Here is a 24,088-nt window from a genome sequence, read left to right as displayed (position 1 = left end):
GCAATCATCCGAGACGGAAAACCATGGCAAAACGCTTGACGGCTAAGACAGTCGCTCTCCCCGCAGGCGGGGAGAGGGGACCTGCCAGACGAAATGATGAGGGGTTAGGAAAGTGGTTCGGCAAATTTCCTTCTCCCCGCTCACGGGGAGAGGTGGCCGGCAGGTCGGATGAGGGACCGGACCCGGCTCGACGGAGGACGAACGGATGGTGCTTCGCATGCGCAGTGTCGGCAAGCATTACGAGACGCCGGAGGGGCCGCTCCGCGTGCTCGCCGACGTCGACCTCGACCTCGCCGCCGGCGAAAGCCTCGCGCTGACCGGCGAATCCGGCAGCGGCAAGAGCACGCTGCTGCACCTCGCCGCGGCACTCGACCGGCCGGATGCGGGGCGCATCGACGTCGCGGGCCGCACCGTCTCGGAGCTGGGCGACCGCGGCCGCGCGGCGGTGCGCCGCGAACTGGTCGGCATCGTTTTCCAGCAGTTCAACCTCATCCCTTCCCTCGACGTCGCCGCCAATCTCTCCTGGCATGCGCAGCTCGCCGGACGCTCCGATCCCGCCTGGGAGCGCACGCTCTGCGACCGGCTCGGCCTCGCGCCGCTGCTCGGCCGCTACCCCGAGCAGCTTTCCGGCGGCCAGCAGCAGCGGGTGGCGATCGGCCGGACGCTTGCGGCCCGCCCGCCGCTGATCCTCGCCGACGAGCCGACCGGCAATCTCGACGAGGCCAACGGCGACGCGGTGCTCGACCTGATGCTCGCGCTCATCGCCGAGACGGGGGCGGCGCTCCTGATGGTCACCCATTCGATGCGGCTCGCCGCCCGGCTCGACCGGCAGGTGCGGCTTGCCGGCGGGCGGGTCGCGCCGTGATCGCGCTCGGGCTCACGACGCTCTTCTCGCACTGGCGCCGGCATCCGCTGCAGCTCGCCATGCTGCTCCTCGGCCTCAGCCTCGCGACGGCGCTCTGGTCGGGCGTGCAGGCGATCAATGCCGAGGCGCGGGCGAGCTACGACCGGGCGGCCGCCATGCTCGGGCAGGACCGGTTCGACCAGCTCGTCCCCGCCGCCGGCGGCAGCGTCGCGCAGGAGGTGTTCGTCCGCCTGCGCCGCGCCGGCTGGAACGTCTCGCCGGTGATCGAGGGCGACTGGCGCGTCGGCGAGCGCCGCATCCGCCTGATCGGCATGGACCCCGTCACCCTGCCGCGGGAGGCGTCGGCGGCCCGGCTCACGGGCATGGCCGACCTCCTGCGCTTCGTGACGCCGCCCGGCCTCGTCTACGTCTCGCCGGAGACGGCGGCGATGCTCGCGGGTAGCGCCACGCCGCCGCTCGCCACGAGCGGCGACCTGCTGCCGCAGACGGCCGTCGCCGACATCGGCATTGCGCAGGCGCTCCTGAAAATGCCGGGGGCGGTGTCGCGGCTGATCGTGCTGCCGGACCACCCGGCCGGGCATCCCGATCTGGCCGGGATCGCGCCGGAGCTGGTGCTGAAGCTGCCGAACCCGCAGACGGACATCGGCGCGCTCACCGACAGCTTTCACCTCAACCTTACCGCCTTCGGCTTCCTCGCCTTCGTCGTCGGCCTGTTCATCGTCTATTCGACGATCGGGCTCGCCTTCGAGCAGCGGCGCGCGACCTTCCGGACGCTGCGCTCGCTCGGCATGCCGGCGAACACGCTGATGGGGCTTGCCGTGGCGGAGCTGCTTGCCTGCGCGGCCGTGGCGGGCGCGGCCGGCATCGCGCTCGGCTATCTGGTCGCCTCCTTCCTGCTGCCGGGCGTCGCCGCGACGCTGCGCAGCCTCTACGGCGCGAATATCGCCGGCGCGCTCGCCTTCCGCGCCGAATGGGTCCTCGGCGGCATGGCGATCGCGCTCGGGGGCACGCTGCTCTCGGCGGCGGCAAGCCTGTGGAAGGTCTCCCGCATGCCGCTGCTCGCGCCGGCGCAGCCGCGCGCCTGGGCACGGGCGTCGCAGCGCCTTCTCCTCCTGCAAGCCGCAGCGGGCGCTGTGCTGCTTGCCGGCGCATCGGGCCTCGTCCTGTGGGGCAGCGGGCTTGCGGCGGGCTTCGGCGCGCTTGCCTTCCTGCTGCTCGGCGCGGGCCTCATGCTTCCCGCTGCGCTCGTCGGCCTGCTGGCGCTGCTTTCCCGCGTGCCGGCCGGGCCGGTCGCCCAATGGTTCTGGGCCGACACGCGCCAGCAGGTGCCGGGCCTGTCGCTCGCCCTGATGGCGCTGCTGCTGGCCTTTTCCGCCAATGTCGGCGTCGGCACCATGGTCGCGAGCTTCCGCGCCACCTTCGTCGACTGGCTCGACCAGCGGCTCGCGGCGGAAGCCTATGTCACCGCGCGCACGCCCGAGGAGGCGGCGCGGCTTGCGGCATGGCTCGCGCCGCGGGCCGACGCGGTGCTGCCGATCTGGAGCGTCGAAGGCACCGTCGCCGGCCATGCCGCGCAGGTCTACGGCGTCGTCGACCACCCGACCTACCGCGAGCACTGGCCGGTGATCGCGGCCCTTCCCGACGCCTGGGATCGCGTCGCTGCGGGCGGGGCGGCGATGGTGAGCGAGCAGCTCCTCCGCCGCGCCGGCCTCTCCCTCGGCGGCACGGTCGTCCTTCCGGGCGGCTGGCGGGTCGAGGTGGCGGGCGTCTATTCCGACTACGGCAATCCCGTCGGCCAGGCGCTCGTCGGCCAGCAGGCCTTCGACCGGCACTATCCCGATGCGCCGCGCCTGCGCTACGGCGTGCGGATCGCTCCGGAACGGGTGGCGGCCCTTCGGCGGGATCTCGACGCGGCCTTCGGCCTGCCCGCCGGCAACGTCGTCGACCAGGCCGGCCTGAAGCAGCGCTCCCTCGACATCTTCGAGCGGACCTTCGCCGTGACGGGCGCGCTCAACGTGCTGACGCTCACGGTCGCCGGCGTGGCGCTCTTCGCCAGCATGACGACGATCTCCGCCATGCGCCTGCCGCAGCTCGCCCCGGTCTGGGCGATGGGCCTGACGCGCCGGCGGCTCGCGCTTCTCGAACTCTGCCGGACGGTCGGCCTGGTGCTCGCCACGCTGGCGCTCGCGATCCCGGTCGGCGTCGCGCTCGCCTGGCTGCTGCTGGCCGTGGTGAATGTCGAGGCCTTCGGCTGGCGCTTGCCGCTCCGGCTTTTCCCGTCCGACTGGCCGCGCCTTGCCGGGCTGGCGCTGCTGGCCACGCTCGTTTCCGTCGCCGTGCCGCTCCGCCGCCTTTCCCGGACACCGCCCGCGACGCTCACCAAGGTTTTCGCCAATGAACGCTAGAGCCATTCCACCAGCAGTGTGCAGCGGTCTTGCGCGCACGTGCGCTCTTCTGCTTTTCGCTTTCCTTCTCGCCGGCCCGGCCGTGGCGCAAGGCTTCGCGGGCCTCGGCGCGGAGGCCGAGGGCTTTGCTGTGCCTCAGCGGGGCGCGCCCTTCTCCTTCCCGCGCGACCATGGCGCCCATCCGGAATTCCGCATCGAATGGTGGTACGTGACGGCGAACCTCGTCGGCGACGACGGCCGGGACTACGGCGCGCAATGGACGCTGTTCCGATCGGCAGCCGCCCCTTACGAGGGCGAGGGCTGGGCGAGCCCGCAGCTCTGGATGGGCAATGCCGCCGTGACGACGCCCGACCGGCACCATTCCGCCGAGCGGCTCGCGCGCGGCGGCATCGGCCAGGCCGGCGTCACGGCCGCTCCCTTCGCCGCCTGGATCGACGAATGGCGGCTCAAGGCGGACGGCGGCGAGGGGATCGACCGCCTCGTCATGACGGCCGCAGGCCCCGATTTCCGCTACCGGCTGGCGCTTGCGGCGACCGGCCCGATCGTCGCACAGGGCGAGGGCGGCTATTCCGTCAAGTCCGCGGCCGGCCAGGCGAGCCGTTACTATTCGCAGCCCTTCTACACCGTCTCCGGCACGCTGGAGATATCGGGCCGCACGGTCGCCGTCACCGGCAGGGCCTGGCTCGACCGGGAATGGTCGAGCCAGCCGCTCGCCGCCGACCAGACCGGCTGGGACTGGTTCTCGCTGCATTTTTCGAGCGGCGAGAAGATGATGGGTTTTCGCCTGCGCGACAGCGGCGGCGGCTACACGTCCGGCACCTGGATCGCGGCCGACGGCACGCCGACGCCGCTTGCCGCGAACGCGCTCCGGATGACGCCGGGACGGACCGCCCGCGTCGCCGGCCGCGAGATTCCCGTGGAATGGCGGCTGGAGCTGCCGGAAAAGGGTCTCGACATCGCCGTGCGCGCCCTCAACGCGGCGGCCTGGGTGGACAGCCGCTATCCCTACTGGGAAGGTCCCGTGCGGGTGACGGGCTCGGCCGAGGGCATCGGCTATCTGGAGATGACCGGCTACGAGTGACCTTTCCTCGCGGCGAAGGTTTCGCTACACCTTTCCCGCAACGAACAGGGAGGAACGGCATGGCCGAGGACATCGCGGACGACATCCGCCGGCTGGAGGAACAGGAGCGGCGGCTGCGCTTCGACCGCTTCGGCGTCGATGCGGCGTGGGAACTCGGCAACCGCCTGCGCGAGACGGCGCTCGCCCGCGGAGCGGGCATCGCCATCGACATCTCGCTGCGCGACCGCACGCTGTTCCATTCCGTCCTGCCGGGCACGGGGACCGACAATGTCGAGTGGATCCGCCGCAAGCGCAACACGGTGCTCCGGCTCTGGCACTCCTCCTATCTCGTCGGGCGGCGGCTCGCGCTTTCCGGCCGCAGCCAGGAGGAGGCCCACAACCTGCCGCTGTCGGATTATGCCGTGCACGGCGGCGGCTTCCCGCTCGTCGTCGGCGACCTCGGCTGCGTCGGCGCGGTGACGGTCTCCGGCGTGCCGCAGCGCATCGACCACGCGATCGTCGCCGATGCGCTCGCCGCCTTCCTGAAGGTGGACATTAGCGATTGCCGCCTGCAGGAATAGGCGTCCCGTCGCAGCTTCATTCCGCCTGAGGGTGCGATCGGCCGCGGCGCCGTCGCAACGCCGCCGCGGCCACGGCCGTGGTTCAGGCCGATACGACGATCCGTCCCTTCATGTTGGGATGGAAGCGGCAATAGTATTCGATGTCGTCGCCGGCCGCCGCCACGCGGGTTCCGGTCTTGCCGGGCGGGATCGCCACCTCCCAGCCGCCTTTCACGGTCGCGGTGTGCGCGAACGGGTCCTTGTTGACCCACTCGATCGTGTCGCCGGCCCGCACCGTGATTTCTTCCGGCACGAAGGCGAGCTTTTCGACCGTGATGCGGACGGTGCTCGCCTCAGCGCGGGCGGGCCCGCCGATCGCCAGCAGGGCGGCGCCCCCGAGGAGGAGCTGCCGCCGGTCGAGGAGGAGGGCGGTCATTTCAGCCCCGCCGCGACGTGCTCGGCATGCTGCTGGTGGCCCTGGAACAGTTTCAGGCCGGTTTCGAGCAGGCTCTTCAGCTCCCCGTTCTCCGCCGAAGGGATGAGCAGCGTTTCGAGCGCGCCGTTGACCTGCTGGTGATAGGCGACCTCGTTGTCGATATAGGCCTTGTCGAAGGCCGCGCCGTCGAGCTTGCCGAGCTCGGCGCGCTTCGCCTCGGCGGCCTTTGCGAGCGACTGGCTGGTCTCGTTGTCTTCCGGCGTCACGCCGAGCTTCTTGACGAGGGCCAGCGCCGCGTCGTTGACGGCCTCATGATCCTTCTGCATCGACTCGGCGAAGGCCTTGACGTCCGGGTTCTGCGTCTTCGTGAGCGCCAGCTTGGCGGCCTCCACGTCGATGACGCCGGCGCTGTAGGCGATATGGGCGATCTGCGGATCGGTCGGCTTGTCGGCGGCGCCGGCGAGCGATGCGGCGAATACGAGGCAGGCCGCGCCGAGCGCGGCGGAAAGGGTCTTCATCGGGATCTCCTCGGCCGGCGTCGATGCCGGCTCTCTTCGGTTGACACGGCATTGGATGCCGGCCGGCCGGGAAGGTTCCCGCTATCGTTCGAGGCCGAGCTTTTCGACGACGGCCTCCGTCAGCCGGTCGCAGCGCGCGCCGGCGAAGGGGAAGGCGTCGACCAGAACCGGGCCGATCCGCTCCTCCAGCCGGGCGCGGATCAGTTTTCGCGCACGGTGCAATCGCGTCTTCACCGTGGCGGGCGGCAGGTCGAGCAGCACCGCCGTCTCCTCGACGCTGAGCCCCTCGATCACGCGGGCGACGAAGACGAGTCGGAAGGCCTCGGGAAGGGCGTCGGTCGCCTCTTCGACGAGGCGGAGGAGTTGTCGCTGCGCCATGACGCGCTCCGGATCGTCGGTGGAGGAGGCAAGCGGGAAGGGGATGATCTCGGCGTCGAGCGGACCGGCGGATACGGCCGCGCGCTTCAGGCGCTTCTGCGCGCGCAGGCGCATGAGCGCGGCGTTGAGGGCGATGCGCGACAGCCAGGTCGACAGCGACGCCTCGCCGTGGAAGCCGTCGAGACTGGCGAAGGCGCGCAGATAGGCCTCCTGCAGCACGTCCTCCGCATCCGCATTGCTGCGCAGGACGGCGCGGACGAGCCGGTAGAGGCGCTGGTTGTGGGCCTTTATGATCCGGCGCACCGCGTCGGCATCCCCGCCGGCGGCGCGCCGCACCAGGCCGGCCTCGTCCTCGGCGGCGGCGGGATGGGGAATTTCGTGCGATACCGGCATCCGCTTGCTCCTTTCGAAACAATATTGGATGCCGGGCGCTTCGCAAGGTTCCCGGACAAGCGGCATCTCGACAGTCATCGCCGTTTGCCTGCAGGATCGGCCCGTGCCAGGGCGGTGCGGAAAGCAGGGAAAACAGTCATGATGATTCGCTCGCTGGTCTGGCTTCGCGACGATCTGCGGCTGGCGGACAATCCGGCGCTCGCCGCCGCCGTGGAGGCCGGCGGCTCCGCCGCGGTCCTCCATGTGCATGAGGAGGCCGCCGGCCTGCGGCCTTTGGGCGGGGCGGCCCGGTGGTGGCTGGAGAGAAGCCTCGCATCGCTCGGGGCGGGCCTGAAGGCTGCCGGCGTCGAGCTGCTGGTCGAGACCGGCGATCCGCGGACGATCGTGCCGGAGACTGTGCAGCGGCTCGGCGCCGGAAACGTGTTCTGGAACCGGCGCTATGCGCCGGCCGCGCGCGCTGTCGACGCCGCCATCAAGGCCGCGCTGCGCGAGCGCGGGGTCGCCGCCGTTTCCCATCCCGGCAACGTCCTCGCCGAGCCCTGGACGATCCGCACCGGCAGCGGCGGCGCGTTCCAGGTCTTCACGCCCTTCGCGAGGGCCGTGCGGCAATCGCCGGTCGCGATCCCGCTCCCGGCGCCCTTCGGGGCTCCAGCGGAGCGGGCTGCGCCGTTGGATGCCGGGCAGCCGGGCTGGATGCGGAAGCTCGAAGGCCACTGGTCCGTCGGCGAGGCCGCCGCGCGGGCGGCGCTGCTGCGGTTCCTGGATGAGGCGCTCGATCGCTACGCCGAGGATCGCGACCGTCCGTCCGTCTCCGGCACGTCCGCCCTGTCTCCCCATCTGCGCTTCGGCGAGATCAGCGCAAGGCAGGTATGGCACGCGGCGCAGGCGGCCGTCCTAGACGAGCCTGCCAGGGGCGCGGCCGTCGAAAAATTCCTGTCCGAGCTGATCTGGCGCGATTTCAACCACCACCAGCTCCATCATCGCCCCGACATCGCCGCCGTGGATATGCGCGACACCTTCGCCGGCCTGGAATGGCGCGACGATCCGCCCGCCTTCACGGCCTGGACGCGCGGGCTGACCGGCATCCCCGTCGTCGACGCCGGCATGCGCCAGCTCTGGGAGACCGGCTGGATGCACAACCGCGTGCGCATGCTCGTCGCATCCTTCCTGACGAAGAACCTGCTTCTCGACTGGCGTCTCGGCGAGCGCTGGTTCTGGGATACGCTGGTGGACGCCGATGCGGCGAACAATCCCGGCAACTGGCAATGGGTCGCCGGCTGCGGCATGGACGCGGCGCCCTATTTCCGCATCTTCAATCCGCTGCTGCAGGCTGCACGCTTCGATCCGGACGGGGCCTACGTGCGCCGCTGGGTGCCGGAGCTCGCCGCCCTCCCGGACGCCTGGGTGCATCGCCCGTTCGAGGCGCCGGAAAGCGTGCTGGCGGGCGCCGGCGTCGTGCTGGGGCAGACCTATCCGCGGCCGATCGCCGACATCAGGGCCTCGCAGCGACGGGCGCGGGAAACCTTCGCCGCACTCAAGAGCACCGACGATCCGGAACGCCTTTAGCCCTCCCAGCTTTTGGCAAGCGGCGCGTGCGGCAGGGCCAGGAGGTCGATGGCGCGGGCGGCGATGTGGTCAACGATCTCCTCGACGCTCCTCGGGCAATGGTAGAAGGCCGGGACGGGCGGCGTGACGATGGCGCCCATCTCGGTTACCGCGACCATGTTGCGCAGGTGGCCGAGATGGAGCGGCGTCTCGCGGGCGAGCAGCACCAGCCGCCGGCGCTCCTTGAGCTGCACGTCGGCGGCGCGGGTCAGCAGCGTGTCGGTGCGGCCGGTGGCGATCGCCGACAGCGTCTGCATCGAGCAGGGGGCGACGATCATGCCGCGGACCGGGAAGGAACCGCTGGCGATCGAGGCGCCGACGTCGCCGACGGGGTGGTGGCGGTGGGCGAGGCCGGTAAGGCGCGCGAGCGTTCCCGGCGGGCATTCGAGGTCCAGCGTCCGCCTGGCCGCGTCGGAGACGACGAGATGCGTCTCGATCGCGGGCAGCGCCGCGAGGCGCTCGACGATCCGCGCGCCGAGTGCTGCGCCCGATGCGCCGGAGATGCCGACGACGACCCGCTCGACGCTCATGCCGGCCGCTCCCCGAGGCCGAGCGAGGCCCAGAGGCCGTCGACCCTTGCGGAAACCTCCGGCGACATGGCGAGCACCCGGCCCCATTCGCGCTCGGTCTCGGTGCCGATCTTGGTGGTCGCGTCGAGCCCGAGCTTGCCGCCGAGGCCGGATTTCGGCGAGGCGAAGTCGAGATAGTCGATGGGCGTGTTCTCGACCAGCATCAGGTCGCGCGAGGCGTCGAAGCGGGTGGAGAGCGCCCAGATCACGTCCGGCCAGCTCTTCACGTCGATGTCGTCGTCGACGGCGACGATCAGCTTGGTGTAGCTGAACTGCGGCAGCATCGACCACAGGCCCATCATCACCCGGCGCGCCTGGCCGGGATAGCGCTTGTCGATGGCGACGACCATGGCGCGGTAGGAACAGGCCTCGGGCGGCAGCCAGAGGTCGCGGATCTCCGGGAACTGCCGCTTCACAAGCGGCACGAACAGCGCGTTCATCGCCTCGCCGAGCTTCGACGGCTCGTCCGGCGGGCGGCCGGTATAGGTGGAGAGGTAGAGCGGGTTCTTGCGCGTGGTGATCGCCGACAGCGTCATCACCGGGAATCGCTCGACGGAGTTATAGTAGCCGGTGTGGTCGCCGTAGGGGCCTTCCTCGGCCGTCTCGCTGATCGAGACCGTGCCTTCGAGCACGATCTCCGCGCTTGCGGGAACGGGAAGCGGGACGGTCACGCCGCGCGCTGTCTCCTGCCGCCTTCCCCTCAGCACGCCGGCGAAGCTCAGTTCGCTCATCCCGTCGGGCAGCGGCATGACGGCGGAGAGGATCGTCGCGGGGTCGGCGCCGACGACGACGGCGAGCGGCATGTCGCGGCCGGCCGCCTGCCAGAGCCGGTGATGGCGCGCGCCGCCGCGATGCGCGAGCCAGCGCACGATCAGCCGGTCGCGGCCGAGCTTCTGCATGCGGTAGATGCCGACATTGACGTCGGTCGGATCGTCCGGCGCCTGGGTGATGACGAGCGGCCAGCTGACGAGGGGTGCCGGCTCGCCCGGCCAGCAGGTCTGGATCGGCAGGCGGTCGAGGTCGAGCGCGTCGCCCTGCCAGACGATCCGCTGGCAGGAGGGGCCGCGGATCGTGCGCGGGTGCATCGACAGTGCCGCGCGAAGATGCGGCAGCTTCTCCCAGGCGTCACGCATGGAGCGCGGCGGCTGCGGGTCGCGCAGGCCGGCGAGGAAGTCCGCGAGATGCGGCAACCCGCCGGTCTCCAGCCCGAAACCCCATTCGATCCGCTCGCGCGTGCCGAAGAGATTGGCGAGGAGGGGGATGGACTGGGCCCGGCCGGCCGCATCGACCGGCCGCTCGAAGAGGAGGGCGGGGCCGTCCTCGGCGAGCACGCGGCGGTGGATCTCCGTCACCTCGTGCACCAGCGAGACGGGCTCGGAAATGCGCTTCAGCCGCGCGCGCCGCTCCAGGAGGGCGACGAAGTCCTGGAGACCGTCGAAACGGCGCGGAATGGGAGCGTCGGCTTTCATGCCGATCCCTTGCCGGGGAAAAACGGGTGCGTCTTTGATCTGGCACAAACTCGAACGGCGCTCGCCTCCTTAGGCTTGGGGCAACCGATCCCCGCCGAAGGCTGCCCGCATGCAAACTCTCCCTCCGCTCCTCGCCAAACCGGTCGACATCGCCCCCCTCTGGCTGGTGGAGCGCGTCGCGCGGACGATCTTCGCCGGCGTGCTCAGGGCGCATCCCGACCTGTTCGAGCGGCTCGGCGACTATCGCCGCTCCCGCTACTGCTTCTCGCCCAGCGACCTGCCGCTCCATTTCACCGTCGTTCCGGAGAGGGGCACGCTGAGCGTCTCCCGGCGCGGTGCCGCGCCGCCCGCCGCCGATGCACGCGTCGAGGGGCCGCTCGTCGTGCTGCTCGCGCTGCTCGAGGGCCGGTGCGATGCGGATGCGCTGTTCTTCTCGCGCGATCTTTCCGTCACCGGCGACATGGAGGCGATGCTGGCGCTGCGCAACGCGCTCGACGACAGCGCGATCGACCTGCCGCGTGAGCTGGGCGCGCTCGCCGGCCCGTTCTCGCCGCTGGTGGCGGGTACCGCCCGCTACATCCGCACGCGGGCGCTCGAAGGGAGGGATGCGACGTGGAACTGATCTGCCCCGCCGGCACGCCCGCCGCCTTCCGCGAGGCGGTGGAGGCCGGCGCCGACGCCGTCTATTGCGGCTTCCGCGACGAGACCAACGCCCGCAATTTCCCCGGCCTCAACTTCAGCCGCGAGGAGCTGCGCCAGTCGATCGGGCTTGCACGCGCCAAGGGCGTCGAGACCTTCGTCGCGCTCAACACCTTCATGCGGGCGGGCGACGAGGCGCTGTGGTATTCGGCGGCCGACGACGCGGTCGCCATTGGCGCCGACGCGCTGATCCTCGCCGATTTCGGCCTGATGGCCTATGTGGCGGAGAAATATCCCGCGCAGCGGCTGCACGTCTCGGTGCAGGCCTCCGCTTCGAACGCCGACGCGATCCGCTTCCTCGTCGAGGTCTTTGGCGCCAAGCGCGTCGTGCTGCCGCGCGTGCTCACGGTGCAGGACATCGCCCGGCTGACGCGGCAGATCGACTGCGAGGTGGAGGTCTTCGCCTTCGGCGGGCTCTGCGTCATGGCGGAGGGGCGCTGCTCACTCTCCTCCTACGCGACCGGCAAATCGCCGAACATGAACGGTGTGTGCTCGCCGGCGAGCCACGTGCGCTACCGGCAGGACGGCGAGGCCCTCGTCTCCGAGCTCGGCGCCTATACGATCAACCGCTTCGGCCCCGGCGAGGCCTCCGGTTATCCGACTCTCTGCAAGGGCCGCTTCGAGATCGGCGAGGTCGAGGGCTATGCCTTCGAGGACCCGGTCTCGCTCGACGTGATCGACCAGATCGACGCGCTGCGGGCCGCCGGCGTCTCGGCGCTGAAGATCGAGGGTCGCCAGCGCGGCAAGGCCTATGTCGCCGAGGTGGTGTCCTCGCTGAGGAAGGCGCTTGCGGCCGCCCCCGCCGAGCGCGCCGCGCTCGTCGCCCGGCTGCGGACGATGAGCGAGGGCCAGCGCACGACGGCCGGCGCCTACGACAAGCGCTGGCGATAGAGGCTTCCGCTTTTCTCCGATACGCGGAGGCGCTCTATCTGTTTGATTCCGGACGCGAAACCGCTTCGCGCTTTTCATGGAAATACGCTAGGAGACGACATGACGGAGACAAGCAAGCCGGCGCTCAGCCTCGGGCCGGTCTATTTTCTCTGGGACGGGCCGAAATGGCGCGACTTCTACTTCCGTATCGCCGACGAGGCGCCGGTGGAGCACGTCACGCTCGGCGAGACGGTCTGCTCAAAGCGGCAGCATTTCAGCGAGCCGCACATCGCCGAGGTGGTCGAGCGGCTGGAAGCGGCCGGCAAGCGCGTGACGCTGTCGACGCTCGCCATGGTGACGCTGGAGCGCGAAAGCCGTCACGTGCGCGACCTGATCCGCGACAGCGCCCATCCGGTCGAGGCGAACGACCTCTCCGCGCTCGGCCTCGTCAAGGGCAAGCCGCATTCGATCGGCCCGCTCGTCAACGTCTACAACGCGGCGACGGCGCGCATGCTCGCCGCGCGCGGCGCGGACAACATCTGTCTGCCGCCGGAGCTGCCGGCGGGCTCCATCCTGCAGATGCTTGCCGCCATGCCCGGCTTCTCCTTCGAGCTCTTCGCCTTCGGCCGCATGCCGCTCGCCATCTCCGCGCGCTGCGCCCATGCGCGCTCCAAGGGGCTGACCAAGGACAATTGCCAGTTCATCTGCGGCGAGGATCCGGACGGACTGCCGCTGCGCACGCTCGACCGGCAATCCTTCCTAGTGCTGAACGGGGTGCAGACCATGTCGAACACCTGCGCGGTGCTGGTCGACGACCTCGCGCCGCTGGTGGAAGCGGGCCTTTCCCGCGTCCGGCTCTCGCCGCAGGACTGCGACATGGTGCGGGTCGCAGCCCTCTATCGCGCGGTTCTGGACGGGGAGATGGACGGGCGGGAAGCGCTCGCCGGGCTGGCGGAAGCCTATCCGGGCGTGCCCTTCTCGAATGGCTTCCTGCACCAGAAGGAGGGCGCGGCATGGGTCTCCCGCGGCCGGAATGCGGCGGTGGCGCACGGATGATGTTCCGGAGCAACGCTCGAATAATATCGTTCAGAGAATGCGTATATTCTAATTTCTTGAAAATTTTCAATTCGTACCATTTCGTATTGTTCACAATTTAGTGAATCAATACTTTGGATCGTTATATTTACATGTATATATCGACAATCGATTCTGTCATTTTGATTTCATGAGTAAAAAAGTATAGTTTATTCTGCTTTCCTTTCCGGGCGTCGATGCTAGTATCGGGGCAATGATTTGTCGCGCGGAGGAGGCGTGCATTGTCCGAACTGTCGACAGAGCAGCCGCCCCAGACCGCGCCGGGATCGCGCCGGCGCCGGGAATTGATCACCTTCCTCGTCCTCGCCTTCGGCATCTGGCCCATCGTCGCGGTGGGCGTGGTCGGCGGTTACGGCTTCCTCGTCTGGATGTTCCAGATCGTCTACGGCCCGCCGGGCCCGACCGGTCACTGAGGGCCGGCCATGGGACGGGAGGCGTTGTCCAGGCGGGATTTCCTGAGAGGCGGCCGGCATGACGGGGTCGCCCGCATCCGCCCGCCGGGCGTCGAGGAACAAGGCCTCGCCGCCTGCACCGGCTGCGGGGCCTGCGTCGAGCGCTGTCCCGCCGCCATCGTCAGCCTCGTCGACGGGTTGCCGGCGTTGGATTTCGCGGCGGGCGAATGCACCTTCTGCGGCGTCTGTGCGGAAAGCTGTCCCGAGCCGGTGTTCAGCGACGGCGCCGCCGGCCGTTTCGACCATGTCGCGGCCATTTCCGCATCCTGCCTGCCGTTCCGAGGCGTCGACTGCCAGGCCTGCCGGGACGCCTGTCCCGCGGCGGCGATCCGCTTCCGCCCGGTTCGCGGCGGCCCCTTCGTGCCGGAGCTGGACGCCGAGGCCTGCACGGGGTGCGGTGCCTGCATCGCCGTCTGTCCCGTCGGCGCGGTCGCGACCGCGCCCCGCGCCGTGGAGGCCGCCTATGCGTGACAGGCGGCAGCATCATATCTCGAGCGCCGTGATCGCCGTGAAGCCGGAGAGCGCCGACAGCGTGCTCGCCGCACTCGCCGGGCTTGAGAACGTCGAGGTGCACGGCGCCGGGAGAGGCAAGATCGTCGTCGTCATCGAGGGGCCGTCGACGGGCGTGCTCGGCGATACGCTGATGCGCATCTCCACGCTCGACGGCGTGATCGCGGCGAACATGGTTTTCGAACATGTCGAAATGGAAGAGGAAAAGGTGCATGGGCAGCGAACTGACGCGGCGTGACATCCTGAAAGCCCAGGCGGCCAGCGTCGCCGCGGCGGCGGCCGGCATCGCGCTTCCGGCCGCGGCCCAGCCCGTCCCGGGCGGGGTGAGCGCGCTGGAGATCAAGTGGGACAAGGCGCCCTGCCGCTTCTGCGGCACCGGCTGCGGCGTCATGGTGGGCGTCAAGGAGGGCAAGGTCGTCGCCACGCACGGCGACATGCAGGCCGAGGTCAACCGCGGCCTCAACTGCATCAAGGGCTATTTCCTGTCGAAGATCATGTATGGCGAGGACCGCCTGACGACGCCGCTTCTGCGCAAGCGGAACGGCGTCTACGCCAAGGACGGCGAGTTCGAGCCCGTGACCTGGGAAGAGGCTTTCGACGTGATGGCCGAGCAGGCCAAGAAGGTGCTGAAGGAGAAGGGGCCGACGGCCGTCGGCATGTTCGGCTCCGGTCAGTGGACGATCTTCGAGGGCTATGCGGCGACCAAGCTGATGCGCGCCGGCTTCCGCTCCAACAATCTCGACCCGAACGCCCGCCATTGCATGGCGTCGGCCGCCGTCGCCTTCATGCGCACCTTCGGCATGGACGAGCCGATGGGCTGCTACGACGATTTCGAGCATGCCGACGCCTTCGTGCTGTGGGGCTCGAACATGGCCGAGATGCATCCGATCCTGTGGACGCGCATCGCCGACCGGCGGCTCGGCCACGAGCATGTGCGCGTGGCGGTGCTCTCCACCTTCACCCATCGCAGCATGGACCTCGCCGACATCCCGATGGTGTTCAAGCCGGGCACCGACCTGGTGATCCTCAACTACATCGCCAATCACATCATCCAGACCGGCCGGGTGAACGAGGACTTCGTACGCAATCACGCGAAGTTCGTGCGCGGCGTCACCGATATCGGCTACGGGCTGAGGCCCGACAATCCGGTCGAGGTCAATGCGGCCAACGCCGCCGATCCCGGCAAGACGGAGCCGATCGACTTCGAGGCCTTCAAGGCCTTCGTCTCCGAATACACGCTGGAGAAGGCGGTCGAGATGACCGGCGTCGAGGCCGGCTTCCTCGAACAGCTCGCCGAGCTCTACGCGGACCCGAACCGCAAGGTCATGTCGCTCTGGACCATGGGCTTCAACCAGCACGTGCGCGGCGTCTGGGCGAACCAGATGGTCTACAACCTGCACCTGCTCACCGGAAAGATCTCCGAGCCGGGCAACAGTCCGTTCTCGCTGACCGGCCAGCCGTCGGCCTGCGGCACGGCGCGCGAGGTCGGCACCTTCGCCCATCGCCTGCCGGCCGACATGGTCGTCACCAATCCGGAGCACCGCAAGCACGCCGAGGAGATCTGGCGCGTGCCGCACGGCCTCCTGCCGGACAAGCCCGGCTATCACGCCGTCCAGCAGGACCGCATGCTGAAGGACGGCAAGCTCTCGTTCTACTGGGTGCAGGTCAACAACAACGTGCAGGCCGGCCCCAACACCGCGAACGAGACCTACCAGGGCTATCGCAACCCGGAGAACTTCATCGTCGTCTCCGACGCCTATCCGACGATCACGGCGATGAGCGCCGACCTCGTTCTGCCGGCCGCCATGTGGGTGGAGAAGGAGGGCGCCTACGGCAATGCCGAGCGGCGCACCCATGTCTGGCACCAGCTCGTACAGGCGCCGGGCGAGGCGCGCTCCGACCTCTGGCAGATGGTCGAGTTCTCCAAGCGCTTCACCACGGACGAGGTCTGGCCGGCCGACATCCTCGACGCCAATCCCGGCTACAAGGGCAAGACGCTCTACCAGGTGCTGTTCGCCGAGAGCGACGTGGCGAAGTTCCCGCTGTCCGAGATCAGCCCGGACCACGAGAACGTCGAGGCGAAGGCCTTCGGCTTCTACATCCAGAAGGGCATCTTCGAGGAATATGCCGCCTTCGGCCGCGGCCACGGCCACGATCTTGCGCCCTACGAGACCTATCACGAGGTGCGCGGCCTGCGCTGGCCGGTCGTCGACGGCAAGGAGACGCTCTGGCGCTACCGCGAGGGCTACGATCCCTACGTCAAGCCCGGCGAAGGGGTGAAGTTCTACGGCAACGCCGACGGCAAGGCCGCCATCATCGCCGTGCCCTACGAGCCGCCGGCGGAATCGCCGGACGACGAGTTCGACATCTGGCTCGTCACCGGCCGCGTGCTGGAGCACTGGCATTCCGGCTCGATGACCATGCGCGTGCCCGAGCTCTACAAGGCCTTCCCCGGCGCGCGCTGCTTCATGAACGCGGACGACGCCCGCAAGCGCGGCCTCAACCAGGGGTCTGAGATCCGCATCATCTCGCGGCGCGGCGAGATCCGCTCGCGCGTCGAGACGCGCGGGCGCAACCGCATGCCGCCCGGCGTGATCTTCGTGCCGTGGTTCGACGCCAGCCAGCTCATCAACAAGGTCACGCTCGACGCCACCGATCCCATCTCGAAACAGACGGATTTCAAGAAATGCGCAGTCAAGATCGAACCCGTCGCCTGATCCCAAGTCCCCGATGGATCCTGGCTGCGATCGCCGCGGCCGTCGTCGCCACCGGCGCCATGGCGCAGATGGTCCCCTCGCTTTCGGGGCCTGAGGGCGACAAGATGCAGACGCTGCCGGCCGATCCGCTGCCGAAGTGGGTTGTCGACGACGTGCGCAAGATGCGCGCCTATCCCGAGCAGCCGCCGATCATCCCGCATTCGATCGACGGCTACCAGCTGTCCGTCAACACCAACCGCTGTCTCTCCTGCCACAAGCGCGAGTTCTCGCAGGACGCCGGCGCGCCGATGATCAGCATCACCCACTACATGACGCGGGAGGGGCAGATGCTCGCGGACGTCTCGCCGCGCCGCTACTTCTGCACGGCCTGCCACGTGCCGCAGGCCGATCACAAGCCCCTCGTCGGCAACACGTTCAAGGACATGAGCGAACTGGGCGTCACGAAGGCGGGAAGCGAGTGATGATGGCACGCATCAAGGCAATCCTCGTCTGGGTCTGGGGCCTTCTGACCATGCCGGCGGCGACGCTGAGCCTTGCCTTCCTGACGCTGGGCGGCTTCATCGGCGGGGTGATGTTCTGGGGTGCCTTCAACACCGCGCTGGAGCTCACCAACACCGAGAAATTCTGCACCACATGCCACGAGATGCGCGACAACGTCTATCAGGAGCTGACCAACACGGTGCATTTCACCAACCGCTCCGGCGTGCGCGCCTCCTGTCCGGATTGCCACGTGCCGCACGAATGGACCGACAAGATCGCCCGCAAGATGCAGGCGTCGAAGGAGGTCTGGGGCAAGATCTTCGGCACGATCAACACGCGCGAGAAATTCCTCAACCACCGGCTGGAGCTCGCCAAGCACGAATGGGCGCGGCTGAAGGCCAACGACAGCCTGGAATGCCGCAACTGTCATTCCTCCGTGGCGATGGACTTCACCAAGCAGACGCAGCGCGCCGCCGACATCCATTCGAAATTCCTGCTGACCGGCAAGGCGACCTGCATCGACTGCCACAAGGGCATCGCCCACGAGCTGCCCAACATGGAGGGCATCGATCCCGGCTGGAAGATGCCGCGCGAGCTCGAGGGCGAGATGCTTCCCGCCGCCTCGAACGACGCGATCGGCGACCTGCGCCGGGCCGTCGCCAGCGCGCACGGTGCGGCCGCGTTCTAAGCTTGGAAAAATATTTCACCTTCCGGGGTGTGACGCGGGCCTCCTCCGTTCGTCTTAACGGATAGAGGCATTGTCTCGCCCGTTTCGGAATGTGGAATCCCATGCAAGCGACCCGGCCCGCGAGGGACAAGAAGAAGGCGTCCCGCCTGTGGCTGATCATCCATAGCTGGCTCGCGCTGCCGCTGTGGATCTTCGTCTTCTTCGTCTGTCTGACCGGGACGATCGCCACGGTGAGCCAGGAGATCGTCTGGCTCGCGAAGCCGGAGGTGCGGGCGAACCGTCCGGCGGCCGACGCCGTCCCGCTCGGCTACGACGCGGTGCTCGCCGCCGTGGAAAAGGCGCAGCCCGGCGTGGCGGTGACCTATATCGCGCGGCCGGTGAAGTCGATCTTCGCGCTTGACGTCGGCGTGACCTATCCGGACGGCAGGTCGCGCTCGCTCTTCGTCAATCCCTATACCGGGGCCATCCAGGGCGTCGGCGGCGCGTTCGACTTCCGTTATTTCATGCGGGCGCTGCACGGCTGGCTGCTCGTGCCCTTCGTCGGCGCGAGCAACTGGGGCTGGTATCTCGTCTCGGCGCTGTCGATCCCGATGCTGGGATCGCTGGTGACCGGGCTCGTCGTCTACAAGAAGTTCTGGCGCGGCTATCTCCATCCGCGGCTGCGTCTGCGCAACGGCGCGCGCATCTTCTGGGGCGACCTCCACCGGCTCGCCGGCATCTGGTCGGTGCCGTTCATCGCCATCATGGCGGTGACGGCGGGCTGGTTCCTGATCCAGCAGATCCTCGTCGACAACAACGTCACGGTGTCGACGGCGGGCGTGCCGCCCATCGTCGCGCGCGAGGACGTGCCGGCCGAAGGCAGGGCGAAGGCGCCGTGGATATCGCTCGACCGGGCGGGTGCGCTCGTTCGCGAGCAGTTCCCGGACCTGAGCTTCGACTTCGTGTCGCTGCCGGCCAATGCCTTCAGCCATATCGTCGTCGGCGGGCGCGGCGCCTATCCGCTGATCTTCGAGACCGCCAACGTCAATCCCTACAACGGCAAGATCGAGTGGACGCGCCGGGTGTCCGACCGCTCGGCGCTGGAACTCGTCACGGAGAGCATGCGCCCACTGCACACCGGCGATTTCGCCGGGCTCTGGCTGAAGCTCGTCTATTTCGTCTTCGGACTGCTGCTGACGATGATGGTGTTCTCCGGAATGATGATCTGGACGAAGCGCACGGCACAGGCGACCGCCAAGCTCGTCCGCGGGGCGAGGACCGGGCGCGCCCTCGATGCGGCCGGCCACGTCGGGGAGGCTGCGGAATGAGCACCGTCAGGCCGAAGGCCAATCCCCATGCCGGCCTGCCCGGCGGCCGGCACGGCTGGCGCTTCCATCTGAGCGTCCTGCTCCTCATCATCCCGATCTCCGCCGGACCGCGCTTCTTCCGGGACGAGGCGCTGTTCTTCGGCGATTCCGGCCTCGGCCAGCGCGAACTCGGCATGAAGGCGGTCGGCCCGTGGCACGTGAGCGTCGCCGAATACACCGCCGACGCACCGATCGACCAGGGCCTCGCCGGCCATATGAAGACCTTCGCCATCCGCTGGAGCCCGGAGGACGCCGACCGCATCAAGGCGAGCTATTTCCGGATCGGCAAGCCGCGCTCGCTGCGGGCGGCCGGCGTCGTCCTCTCCGGCAGCCCCTACCGCCAGACGGTGGATGTGCCCATTCCGGAGCGGGCCGTGCCTGACGACGAGCTCTGGCTCACCGTCGAGGGCTGGGACGGCGCCGTCCACCAGACGGCCATTCCGCTCGCCGAAGCATCACCCGCCACGGTCGCGTGGCTGAAGGAACGCGGAGAAATGCGATGAGAAGACGGATCCTGGCGCTTGCGGCCGGGCTGGCGGCGGCCTGCCTCGCATCCCCCGCCCGGGCGCACTACCCCTATTGCACCTGCGCCATGGAGAACGGGCAGATCGTCTGCAGGGGCGGCTTTTCCGACGGAACGGGCGCCGAAGGCGTGACCCTCGACGTCATTTCCTACGACGAGGAGATCCTCGTTCCCGGCAAGTTCGGGCCGGATTCGACCGTGCATTTCGAGCGGCCGGCGGGTGAATTCTACGTCCTGTTCGACGCAGGGCCGGGCCATGTGGTCGAGGTGGACTGGCGCGACATCGACGGTCTCGCGCCATGACGGCAGGGCAGGGAACGCGCGTCGTCGTCCGGCCCGCCGGCGCCGAGCGGGAGACGCTCTTCGTGGCACTGCTCTGCCTGGCGATCCTGCTTGCCGCCGGAACGGCGGTGGGATTGCGCACGCGCGCACCGGAGGCCGTCGCCACGCAGGCATGGCAGGTCGACGCGCGCGACGGCCTGACGGCGGCCGAGCAGGGCATCAATGCCGATCTCCGGGTCGCGGCCGACGACATCGCCTTCGCGCTCGAAGGCGGCGGCGTGCCGACGCCCGAGGAACTGGCGGAGGATGCGCTGCCGCCTTTTGCGAGGGACGCGACGACGGCGGGGCGCGGCGGCCATGCCTGGAGCCTCGTTCCGGCGGCCGACGGGTTTGCCGCATGGCTCGGCCGATCCGCCGCGCCGGATGCCGCGGGCTCGCTGCTCCTGCGCATCGCGACGGAGGACAGGGCCGTTTCCGTCTGGCTCGACCGCTCGGCGGATGCCGCCGTTCCCGGCCTGTCCGACGAGGCGCTGATCGCCGCCGGCTGGAAGGAGGTCGTCAGCAGCTACGACGCCTCGGTGACGCGGGGCCATGCCCATGACCGCTAGGCTGTCGCGCCGTTCGCTCGTCGCGGGTGCCGCGGCGTTCCTCCTGTCGGGCCCGCCTGCCCGCGCTGCCGGCCGGCGGCTGCGGATCGGCGTGACGCTGCATCCCTATTATGCCTTCGTCGCCAACATCGTCGGGGACAGGGCCGAGACGGTGCCGCTGATCCCGGTCGGCTTCAATCCGCATGCCTACGAGCCGCGGGCCGAGGACATCCGCCGCGTCGGGACGCTCGACGTCGTGGTGCTGAACGGCATCGGCCACGACGATTTCGCCGAGCGGATGATCGCCGCCTCGCAAAACCCGTCCATCCCGGTGATCGAGGCCAATCGCGACGTGCCGCTGCTTGCCGCCGTCGGCGGCGTGTCGAGCCGCATGGGCAACAGCCGCACGATCTCCGGCCAGGTTGTGAACTCCCATACGTTCCTGTCGATCTCCGGCGCCGTCAGCCAGGTGCAGACCATCGCCCGCGAGCTCGGCCGGCTCGACCCCGGCAACGCGGCGGAATACGCGAACAATGCCCGCGCCTATGCCAGGCGCCTGCGGAAGATCCGCGCCGTCGCGCTTTCCGAGTTGAAGGAGATGCCGGGGGCGAGCTTCCGCGTCGCCACGATCCACGGCGCCTACGACTATCTGCTGCGCGAGTTCGGCCTCGAGGTGACGGCGGTGGTCGAGCCGGCGCACGGCATCGAGCCGAGCCCGGCCCAGCTTGCCAGGACCATCGATGCGATCCGGGCGCTCGACGTGAAGGTGATCTTCTCCGAGCTCAATTTCCCATCGACCTACGTGGAGACCATCGAGCGCGAGACGGGCATAAGGCTCTATCCGCTTTCCCACATCATCTACGGCGAATACACGCCGGAAAAATTCGAGGTCGAGATGGCGGAGAATTTCGCGACCGTGGTGAAGGCGATCCGCGAGCAGGCCGGCGCGGGAGCGGACCGATGAACGCGCCCGTCTTACCTCCTGCCGTTTCGCCGGTCGCCGCGAGGGGACCCGCCGTCGCCTTCGAACGCGTCTCGCTCCTCCTCGGCCGCACGCAGATCCTCGCCGGTATCGACCTTTCGATCGAGGCGGGCACGGTCCATGCCATCGTCGGCCCGAACGGTGGAGGGAAATCCTCGCTGGTGCGCTGCCTGCTCGGCCAGGCGCCGCACGGGGGGACGGTGCGCATCGACTGGCCGGGTGCGCCGGGGCGCATCGGCTACGTGCCGCAGGCGCTGGAGTTCGACCGCGGCCTGCCGATGACGGTGATGGACTTCCTGTCGGCGCTCGTAACCCAACGCCCGGCCTTCCTGCCGCCGAAGGCTCCGGTGAGGGCGGCCATCCTCGCCGCGCTCGCCGAGGTCGGCATGGAAGGCAAGGCGGGGCGGCGCATGGGCGCGCTTTCCGGCGGCGAGCGGCAGCGGGTGATGCTGGCGCAAGGCCTGATGCCGGCGCCCGACCTTCTGGTGCTCGACGAACCGATGGCCGCGCTCGACGAGGCGGGCGCGCTCATCTTCGAGACCCTGGTCGGAGCGCTGGCGGCGCGCGGCACCACCGTCGTCTGGATCGAGCACGATCTTGCCGCCGTGCGGCGTCTGGCGGATCGCGTCACCGGGCTCAGCCGCGGCGTGCTGTTCGACGGCGTGCCGGAGGCTGAGCTGACGCCGGAGCGCGTGCTGGCGCTGTTCTCGCACCGGGCAGGGGGTGCGGCATGAGCACGGGGTTCGAGGCCTTCCGGCAATGGGTGCAGGCGCTCGCGGAGGGCGGCTATCTCCCGCCGTCGCTCGCCTACGGCTTTGCGGTCAACGCGCTCCTGGCGGGGCTCATCGCCGGACCGGTGCTCGGCGGGCTCGGCACGCTGGTCGTGGTCAAGCGCCATGCCTTCTTCTCGGAGGCCGTCGGCCATGCGGCGCTGACGGGGGTGGCGATCGGCATCCTCGCGGGTGAGCCCTATACCGGCCCCTACGGCGCGCTCTTCGGCTACTGCCTGATCTTCGGCATCGCGCTCAATTACCTGAGGAACCGCACCGGCCTTTCTGCCGACACGCTGATCGGCGTGTTCCTCTCCATGTCGCTGGCGCTCGGGGCGAGCATCCTGCTCGTGCTCGCCGGCCGCATCAACATCCACATCCTGGAGAACGTGCTGTTCGGGTCGATCCTGACCGTCTCCGGCACGGACATCGCGATCCTCGCCGGCGTCGGCCTCGTCGTCCTCGCGCTGACGGCTTTCTTCTTCAACCGCTTCATGGCGGCGAGCTTCAACCCGACGCTCGCGTCGGTGCGCGGCGTGCCGGTCAAGGCGCTCGACTATCTCTTCGTCATGCTGGTGACGGTGGTGACGGTGGCAAGCGTCAAGATCATTGGCGCGATCCTCGTCGGCGCGCTGCTGGTCATCCCCGCGGCGGCGGCGCGCACGGTGTCGCGCTCGCTGAAGGGCTTCGTCGCGCTCTCGGTCCTCTTCGCGCTCGTCGCGACGCTTGCCGGCATCCTGATCCCGATGGAGCTCGATCTGCCCGTGCCGTCGGGCGCGGCGATCATCCTCTGCGCCGGCATCCTCTTCCTCGGCTGCACGGCCGCGCGCGCGGTCCTTCCCGCCCTCAAAGGAGACCCCGCATGAACGGCCGCCTCTCCCGCCGCCGGCTGCTGTCGGCAACGCTCGCCGTGCCTGTCGCGGCCTTTCCCGGCCCCGCCGCGGCGTCGGCGGCCACCCGCGTGCTGACCGCCCATCCGGCCGCCTTCGCCCTCGCCTCGACGCTGACGAAAGGGAGCGCGATCGCCGTCGCGGCGGTCCAGCCGGCCAAGCTGCCGGCCACGCGGCTCGCCGCCTATCTCGCCGGGCGCGGCCGGGCCACTTTGGCGGAAGCGGCGGTGGAAGCGGATGCGGTCGTCACCTTCCGCTCCTTCTGGCCGGAGGACCCGCTCTATCCGCATGCCCGGCGCGCCAACATCCGCATCGTCGAGATCGATGCCGGTCGCCCGCTCGACGGTGCCCTGAACGGCATCGCCATCGCCGAACCCTCCGACGACGGCGCCGTCCATGCCGCGCTCGGTCTCTCGCCGATGCCCGCGACGGGTGAAGGCTCCGCGCCCTGGCTCGCGCCGAGCAGCCTGGGCCGCATGGCGGACGTGCTGGCGGCCGATCTTTCCCGCCTCGATCCGTCGTCGGCCGAGGCGATCGCCGCCAATCTCGCCAATCTCAAGCGGGCGCTCCTTTCGCTGAAGGCGGATGCCGACGTGGCGCTCGCCGAAGCCGACGACCTGACGGCCGTCGCGCTCTCGCCGCACTTCGCCTATCTCGCGGCCGACCTCGGCATCGACCTCCTCGCCTCCATCACGGCCGCGCCCAACGAATGGACGGCCGAGCGGGCGGCGAAGCTTGCCGCCTGGATCGCGGCGAACGGCGTGTCGGCCGTCCTTCTCGACGGCGAACCGGGTCCCGATCTCGCAGAGGGTCTTGCGGGGGTGAAGACGGCCGTGCTCGCCGATGTCGAAGGCGGCAGCGCGGATATCGCCGGAGTCGTGGCGGCCAATCTCGAAAGGCTGAAGGCCGTGTTCCGGTCCGGCTGAAGCGCGGGCTTCG

At 69.4% G+C, this 24,088-nt stretch carries 27 protein-coding genes; 22 read left to right on the top strand and 5 right to left on the bottom strand.

The genetic code is table 11. The annotated features are described in order from the left end of the window. Positions 1–205 precede the first annotated feature (205 nt). The 4 genes from NNZ72_RS21060 to NNZ72_RS21045 are packed head-to-tail and all read left to right on the top strand — an operon-like array spanning position 206 to position 4,911. On the top strand, positions 206–865 hold the full coding sequence (locus NNZ72_RS21060) for an ABC transporter ATP-binding protein (RefSeq protein ID WP_257317572.1): 660 nt from the start codon (positions 206–208) through the stop codon (positions 863–865). Further along, the gene (locus tag NNZ72_RS21055; protein ID WP_257317571.1) at positions 862–3,270 is read left to right on the top strand and encodes an ABC transporter permease; all 2,409 of its coding nucleotides are present in this window, start codon (positions 862–864) and stop codon (positions 3,268–3,270) included. The genes NNZ72_RS21060 and NNZ72_RS21055 overlap by 4 nt, the downstream gene beginning before the upstream one ends. Further along, positions 3,260–4,351, top strand: a complete 1,092-nt coding sequence (locus NNZ72_RS21050) for a lipocalin-like domain-containing protein (RefSeq protein WP_257317570.1) — start codon at positions 3,260–3,262, stop codon at positions 4,349–4,351. The genes NNZ72_RS21055 and NNZ72_RS21050 overlap by 11 nt, the downstream gene beginning before the upstream one ends. 59 nt (positions 4,352–4,410) lie before the next feature. Then, on the top strand, positions 4,411–4,911 hold the full coding sequence (locus NNZ72_RS21045; protein ID WP_257317569.1) for a heme-degrading domain-containing protein: 501 nt from the start codon (positions 4,411–4,413) through the stop codon (positions 4,909–4,911). Between the two features lie 82 nt (positions 4,912–4,993). On the opposite strand, the gene NNZ72_RS21040 is transcribed toward NNZ72_RS21045, so the two are convergent. From NNZ72_RS21040 to NNZ72_RS21030, 3 genes are all read right to left on the bottom strand, one after another. Then, positions 4,994–5,326, bottom strand: coding sequence for a cupredoxin domain-containing protein (locus NNZ72_RS21040; protein ID WP_257317568.1), 333 nt, complete (start codon positions 5,324–5,326; stop codon positions 4,994–4,996). After that, entirely contained in the window at positions 5,323–5,844 is a 522-nt protein-coding gene (locus NNZ72_RS21035) for a DUF4142 domain-containing protein (protein WP_257317565.1), read from the bottom strand. The genes NNZ72_RS21040 and NNZ72_RS21035 overlap by 4 nt, the downstream gene beginning before the upstream one ends. A gap of 81 nt (positions 5,845–5,925) precedes the next feature. After that, complete coding sequence (locus tag NNZ72_RS21030; protein ID WP_257317564.1) at positions 5,926–6,615, bottom strand: RNA polymerase sigma factor; 690 nt, start codon at positions 6,613–6,615, stop codon at positions 5,926–5,928. A gap of 138 nt (positions 6,616–6,753) precedes the next feature. On the opposite strand from NNZ72_RS21030, the gene NNZ72_RS21025 reads away from it, so the two are divergent. Next, positions 6,754–8,181: a cryptochrome/photolyase family protein gene (locus NNZ72_RS21025; RefSeq protein ID WP_257317563.1), complete on the top strand. Its 1,428-nt coding sequence runs from the start codon at positions 6,754–6,756 to the stop codon at positions 8,179–8,181. Here the strand turns inward: NNZ72_RS21025 and NNZ72_RS21020 are convergent. Continuing rightward, entirely contained in the window at positions 8,178–8,750 is a 573-nt protein-coding gene (locus NNZ72_RS21020) for a UbiX family flavin prenyltransferase (protein WP_257317562.1), read from the bottom strand. The two genes, NNZ72_RS21025 and NNZ72_RS21020, sit on opposite strands and share 4 nt — an antisense overlap. Then, entirely contained in the window at positions 8,747–10,258 is a 1,512-nt protein-coding gene (locus tag NNZ72_RS21015) for a UbiD family decarboxylase (protein WP_257317561.1), read from the bottom strand. Before NNZ72_RS21015 ends, NNZ72_RS21020 begins: the two co-directional genes overlap by 4 nt. A gap of 109 nt (positions 10,259–10,367) precedes the next feature. Here NNZ72_RS21015 and ubiT point away from each other — a divergent pair, with 109 nt between their 5' ends. The 17 genes from ubiT (at position 10,368) to NNZ72_RS20930 (ending at position 24,075) form a co-directional block, all read left to right on the top strand. Beyond that, positions 10,368–10,880 carry a ubiquinone anaerobic biosynthesis accessory factor UbiT gene (ubiT, locus tag NNZ72_RS21010; RefSeq protein WP_257317560.1) on the top strand — a complete coding sequence of 171 codons (513 nt, stop codon included), beginning with the start codon at positions 10,368–10,370 and terminating at the stop codon, positions 10,878–10,880. Then, positions 10,871–11,848: a ubiquinone anaerobic biosynthesis protein UbiU gene (gene ubiU / locus NNZ72_RS21005; RefSeq protein ID WP_257317559.1), complete on the top strand. Its 978-nt coding sequence runs from the start codon at positions 10,871–10,873 to the stop codon at positions 11,846–11,848. Before ubiT ends, ubiU begins: the two co-directional genes overlap by 10 nt. A gap of 99 nt (positions 11,849–11,947) precedes the next feature. Then, the gene (ubiV, locus tag NNZ72_RS21000) at positions 11,948–12,883 is read left to right on the top strand and encodes a ubiquinone anaerobic biosynthesis protein UbiV (protein ID WP_257317558.1); all 936 of its coding nucleotides are present in this window, start codon (positions 11,948–11,950) and stop codon (positions 12,881–12,883) included. 269 nt (positions 12,884–13,152) lie between these two features. Continuing rightward, positions 13,153–13,335, top strand: coding sequence for a periplasmic nitrate reductase, NapE protein (gene napE / locus NNZ72_RS20995; RefSeq protein WP_371747800.1), 183 nt, complete (start codon positions 13,153–13,155; stop codon positions 13,333–13,335). 9 nt (positions 13,336–13,344) lie between these two features. Continuing rightward, positions 13,345–13,845 (top strand): ferredoxin-type protein NapF, encoded by a 501-nt coding sequence (gene napF / locus NNZ72_RS20990; protein WP_257317556.1) that lies wholly within the window; start codon positions 13,345–13,347, stop codon positions 13,843–13,845. Next, positions 13,838–14,122, top strand: a complete 285-nt coding sequence (locus NNZ72_RS20985; RefSeq protein WP_257317555.1) for a chaperone NapD — start codon at positions 13,838–13,840, stop codon at positions 14,120–14,122. The genes napF and NNZ72_RS20985 overlap by 8 nt, the downstream gene beginning before the upstream one ends. Next, positions 14,097–16,601: a periplasmic nitrate reductase subunit alpha gene (gene napA, locus NNZ72_RS20980; protein WP_257317554.1), complete on the top strand. Its 2,505-nt coding sequence runs from the start codon at positions 14,097–14,099 to the stop codon at positions 16,599–16,601. The genes NNZ72_RS20985 and napA overlap by 26 nt, the downstream gene beginning before the upstream one ends. After that, complete coding sequence (locus NNZ72_RS20975; RefSeq protein ID WP_257317552.1) at positions 16,571–17,062, top strand: nitrate reductase cytochrome c-type subunit; 492 nt, start codon at positions 16,571–16,573, stop codon at positions 17,060–17,062. The genes napA and NNZ72_RS20975 overlap by 31 nt, the downstream gene beginning before the upstream one ends. A 2-nt stretch (positions 17,063–17,064) precedes the next feature. Beyond that, entirely contained in the window at positions 17,065–17,769 is a 705-nt protein-coding gene (locus NNZ72_RS20970; RefSeq protein WP_257317573.1) for a NapC/NirT family cytochrome c, read from the top strand. Positions 17,770–17,870: 101 nt separating this feature from the next. Then, complete coding sequence (locus NNZ72_RS20965) at positions 17,871–19,076, top strand: PepSY-associated TM helix domain-containing protein (RefSeq protein ID WP_257317551.1); 1,206 nt, start codon at positions 17,871–17,873, stop codon at positions 19,074–19,076. Continuing rightward, entirely contained in the window at positions 19,073–19,618 is a 546-nt protein-coding gene (locus tag NNZ72_RS20960) for a PA2404 family protein (RefSeq protein ID WP_257317550.1), read from the top strand. The genes NNZ72_RS20965 and NNZ72_RS20960 overlap by 4 nt, the downstream gene beginning before the upstream one ends. Beyond that, positions 19,615–19,941 carry a hypothetical protein gene (locus NNZ72_RS20955; RefSeq protein WP_257317549.1) on the top strand — a complete coding sequence of 109 codons (327 nt, stop codon included), beginning with the start codon at positions 19,615–19,617 and terminating at the stop codon, positions 19,939–19,941. Before NNZ72_RS20960 ends, NNZ72_RS20955 begins: the two co-directional genes overlap by 4 nt. Beyond that, a complete protein-coding gene (locus NNZ72_RS20950; RefSeq protein ID WP_257317547.1) occupies positions 19,938–20,528 on the top strand; it encodes a DUF6162 family protein in 591 nt (196 codons plus the stop codon). The genes NNZ72_RS20955 and NNZ72_RS20950 overlap by 4 nt, the downstream gene beginning before the upstream one ends. Continuing rightward, positions 20,518–21,471 carry a metal ABC transporter solute-binding protein, Zn/Mn family gene (locus NNZ72_RS20945; RefSeq protein WP_257317546.1) on the top strand — a complete coding sequence of 318 codons (954 nt, stop codon included), beginning with the start codon at positions 20,518–20,520 and terminating at the stop codon, positions 21,469–21,471. The genes NNZ72_RS20950 and NNZ72_RS20945 overlap by 11 nt, the downstream gene beginning before the upstream one ends. Further along, a complete protein-coding gene (locus tag NNZ72_RS20940) occupies positions 21,468–22,223 on the top strand; it encodes a metal ABC transporter ATP-binding protein (RefSeq protein WP_257317545.1) in 756 nt (251 codons plus the stop codon). The genes NNZ72_RS20945 and NNZ72_RS20940 overlap by 4 nt, the downstream gene beginning before the upstream one ends. Continuing rightward, entirely contained in the window at positions 22,220–23,125 is a 906-nt protein-coding gene (locus tag NNZ72_RS20935) for a metal ABC transporter permease (RefSeq protein ID WP_257317544.1), read from the top strand. Before NNZ72_RS20940 ends, NNZ72_RS20935 begins: the two co-directional genes overlap by 4 nt. Continuing rightward, the gene (locus NNZ72_RS20930) at positions 23,122–24,075 is read left to right on the top strand and encodes a metal ABC transporter solute-binding protein, Zn/Mn family (protein WP_257317543.1); all 954 of its coding nucleotides are present in this window, start codon (positions 23,122–23,124) and stop codon (positions 24,073–24,075) included. Before NNZ72_RS20935 ends, NNZ72_RS20930 begins: the two co-directional genes overlap by 4 nt. The last annotated feature ends 13 nt before the right edge of the window (positions 24,076–24,088 follow it).

The sequence above is a fragment of the Shinella pollutisoli genome (assembly GCF_024609765.1).
In the GTDB taxonomy this organism is placed as follows: domain Bacteria; phylum Pseudomonadota; class Alphaproteobacteria; order Rhizobiales; family Rhizobiaceae; genus Shinella; species Shinella pollutisoli.
The sequence above is the reverse complement of the archived record's forward strand: the minus strand, read 5'-3'. Positions and strand labels throughout refer to the sequence as shown.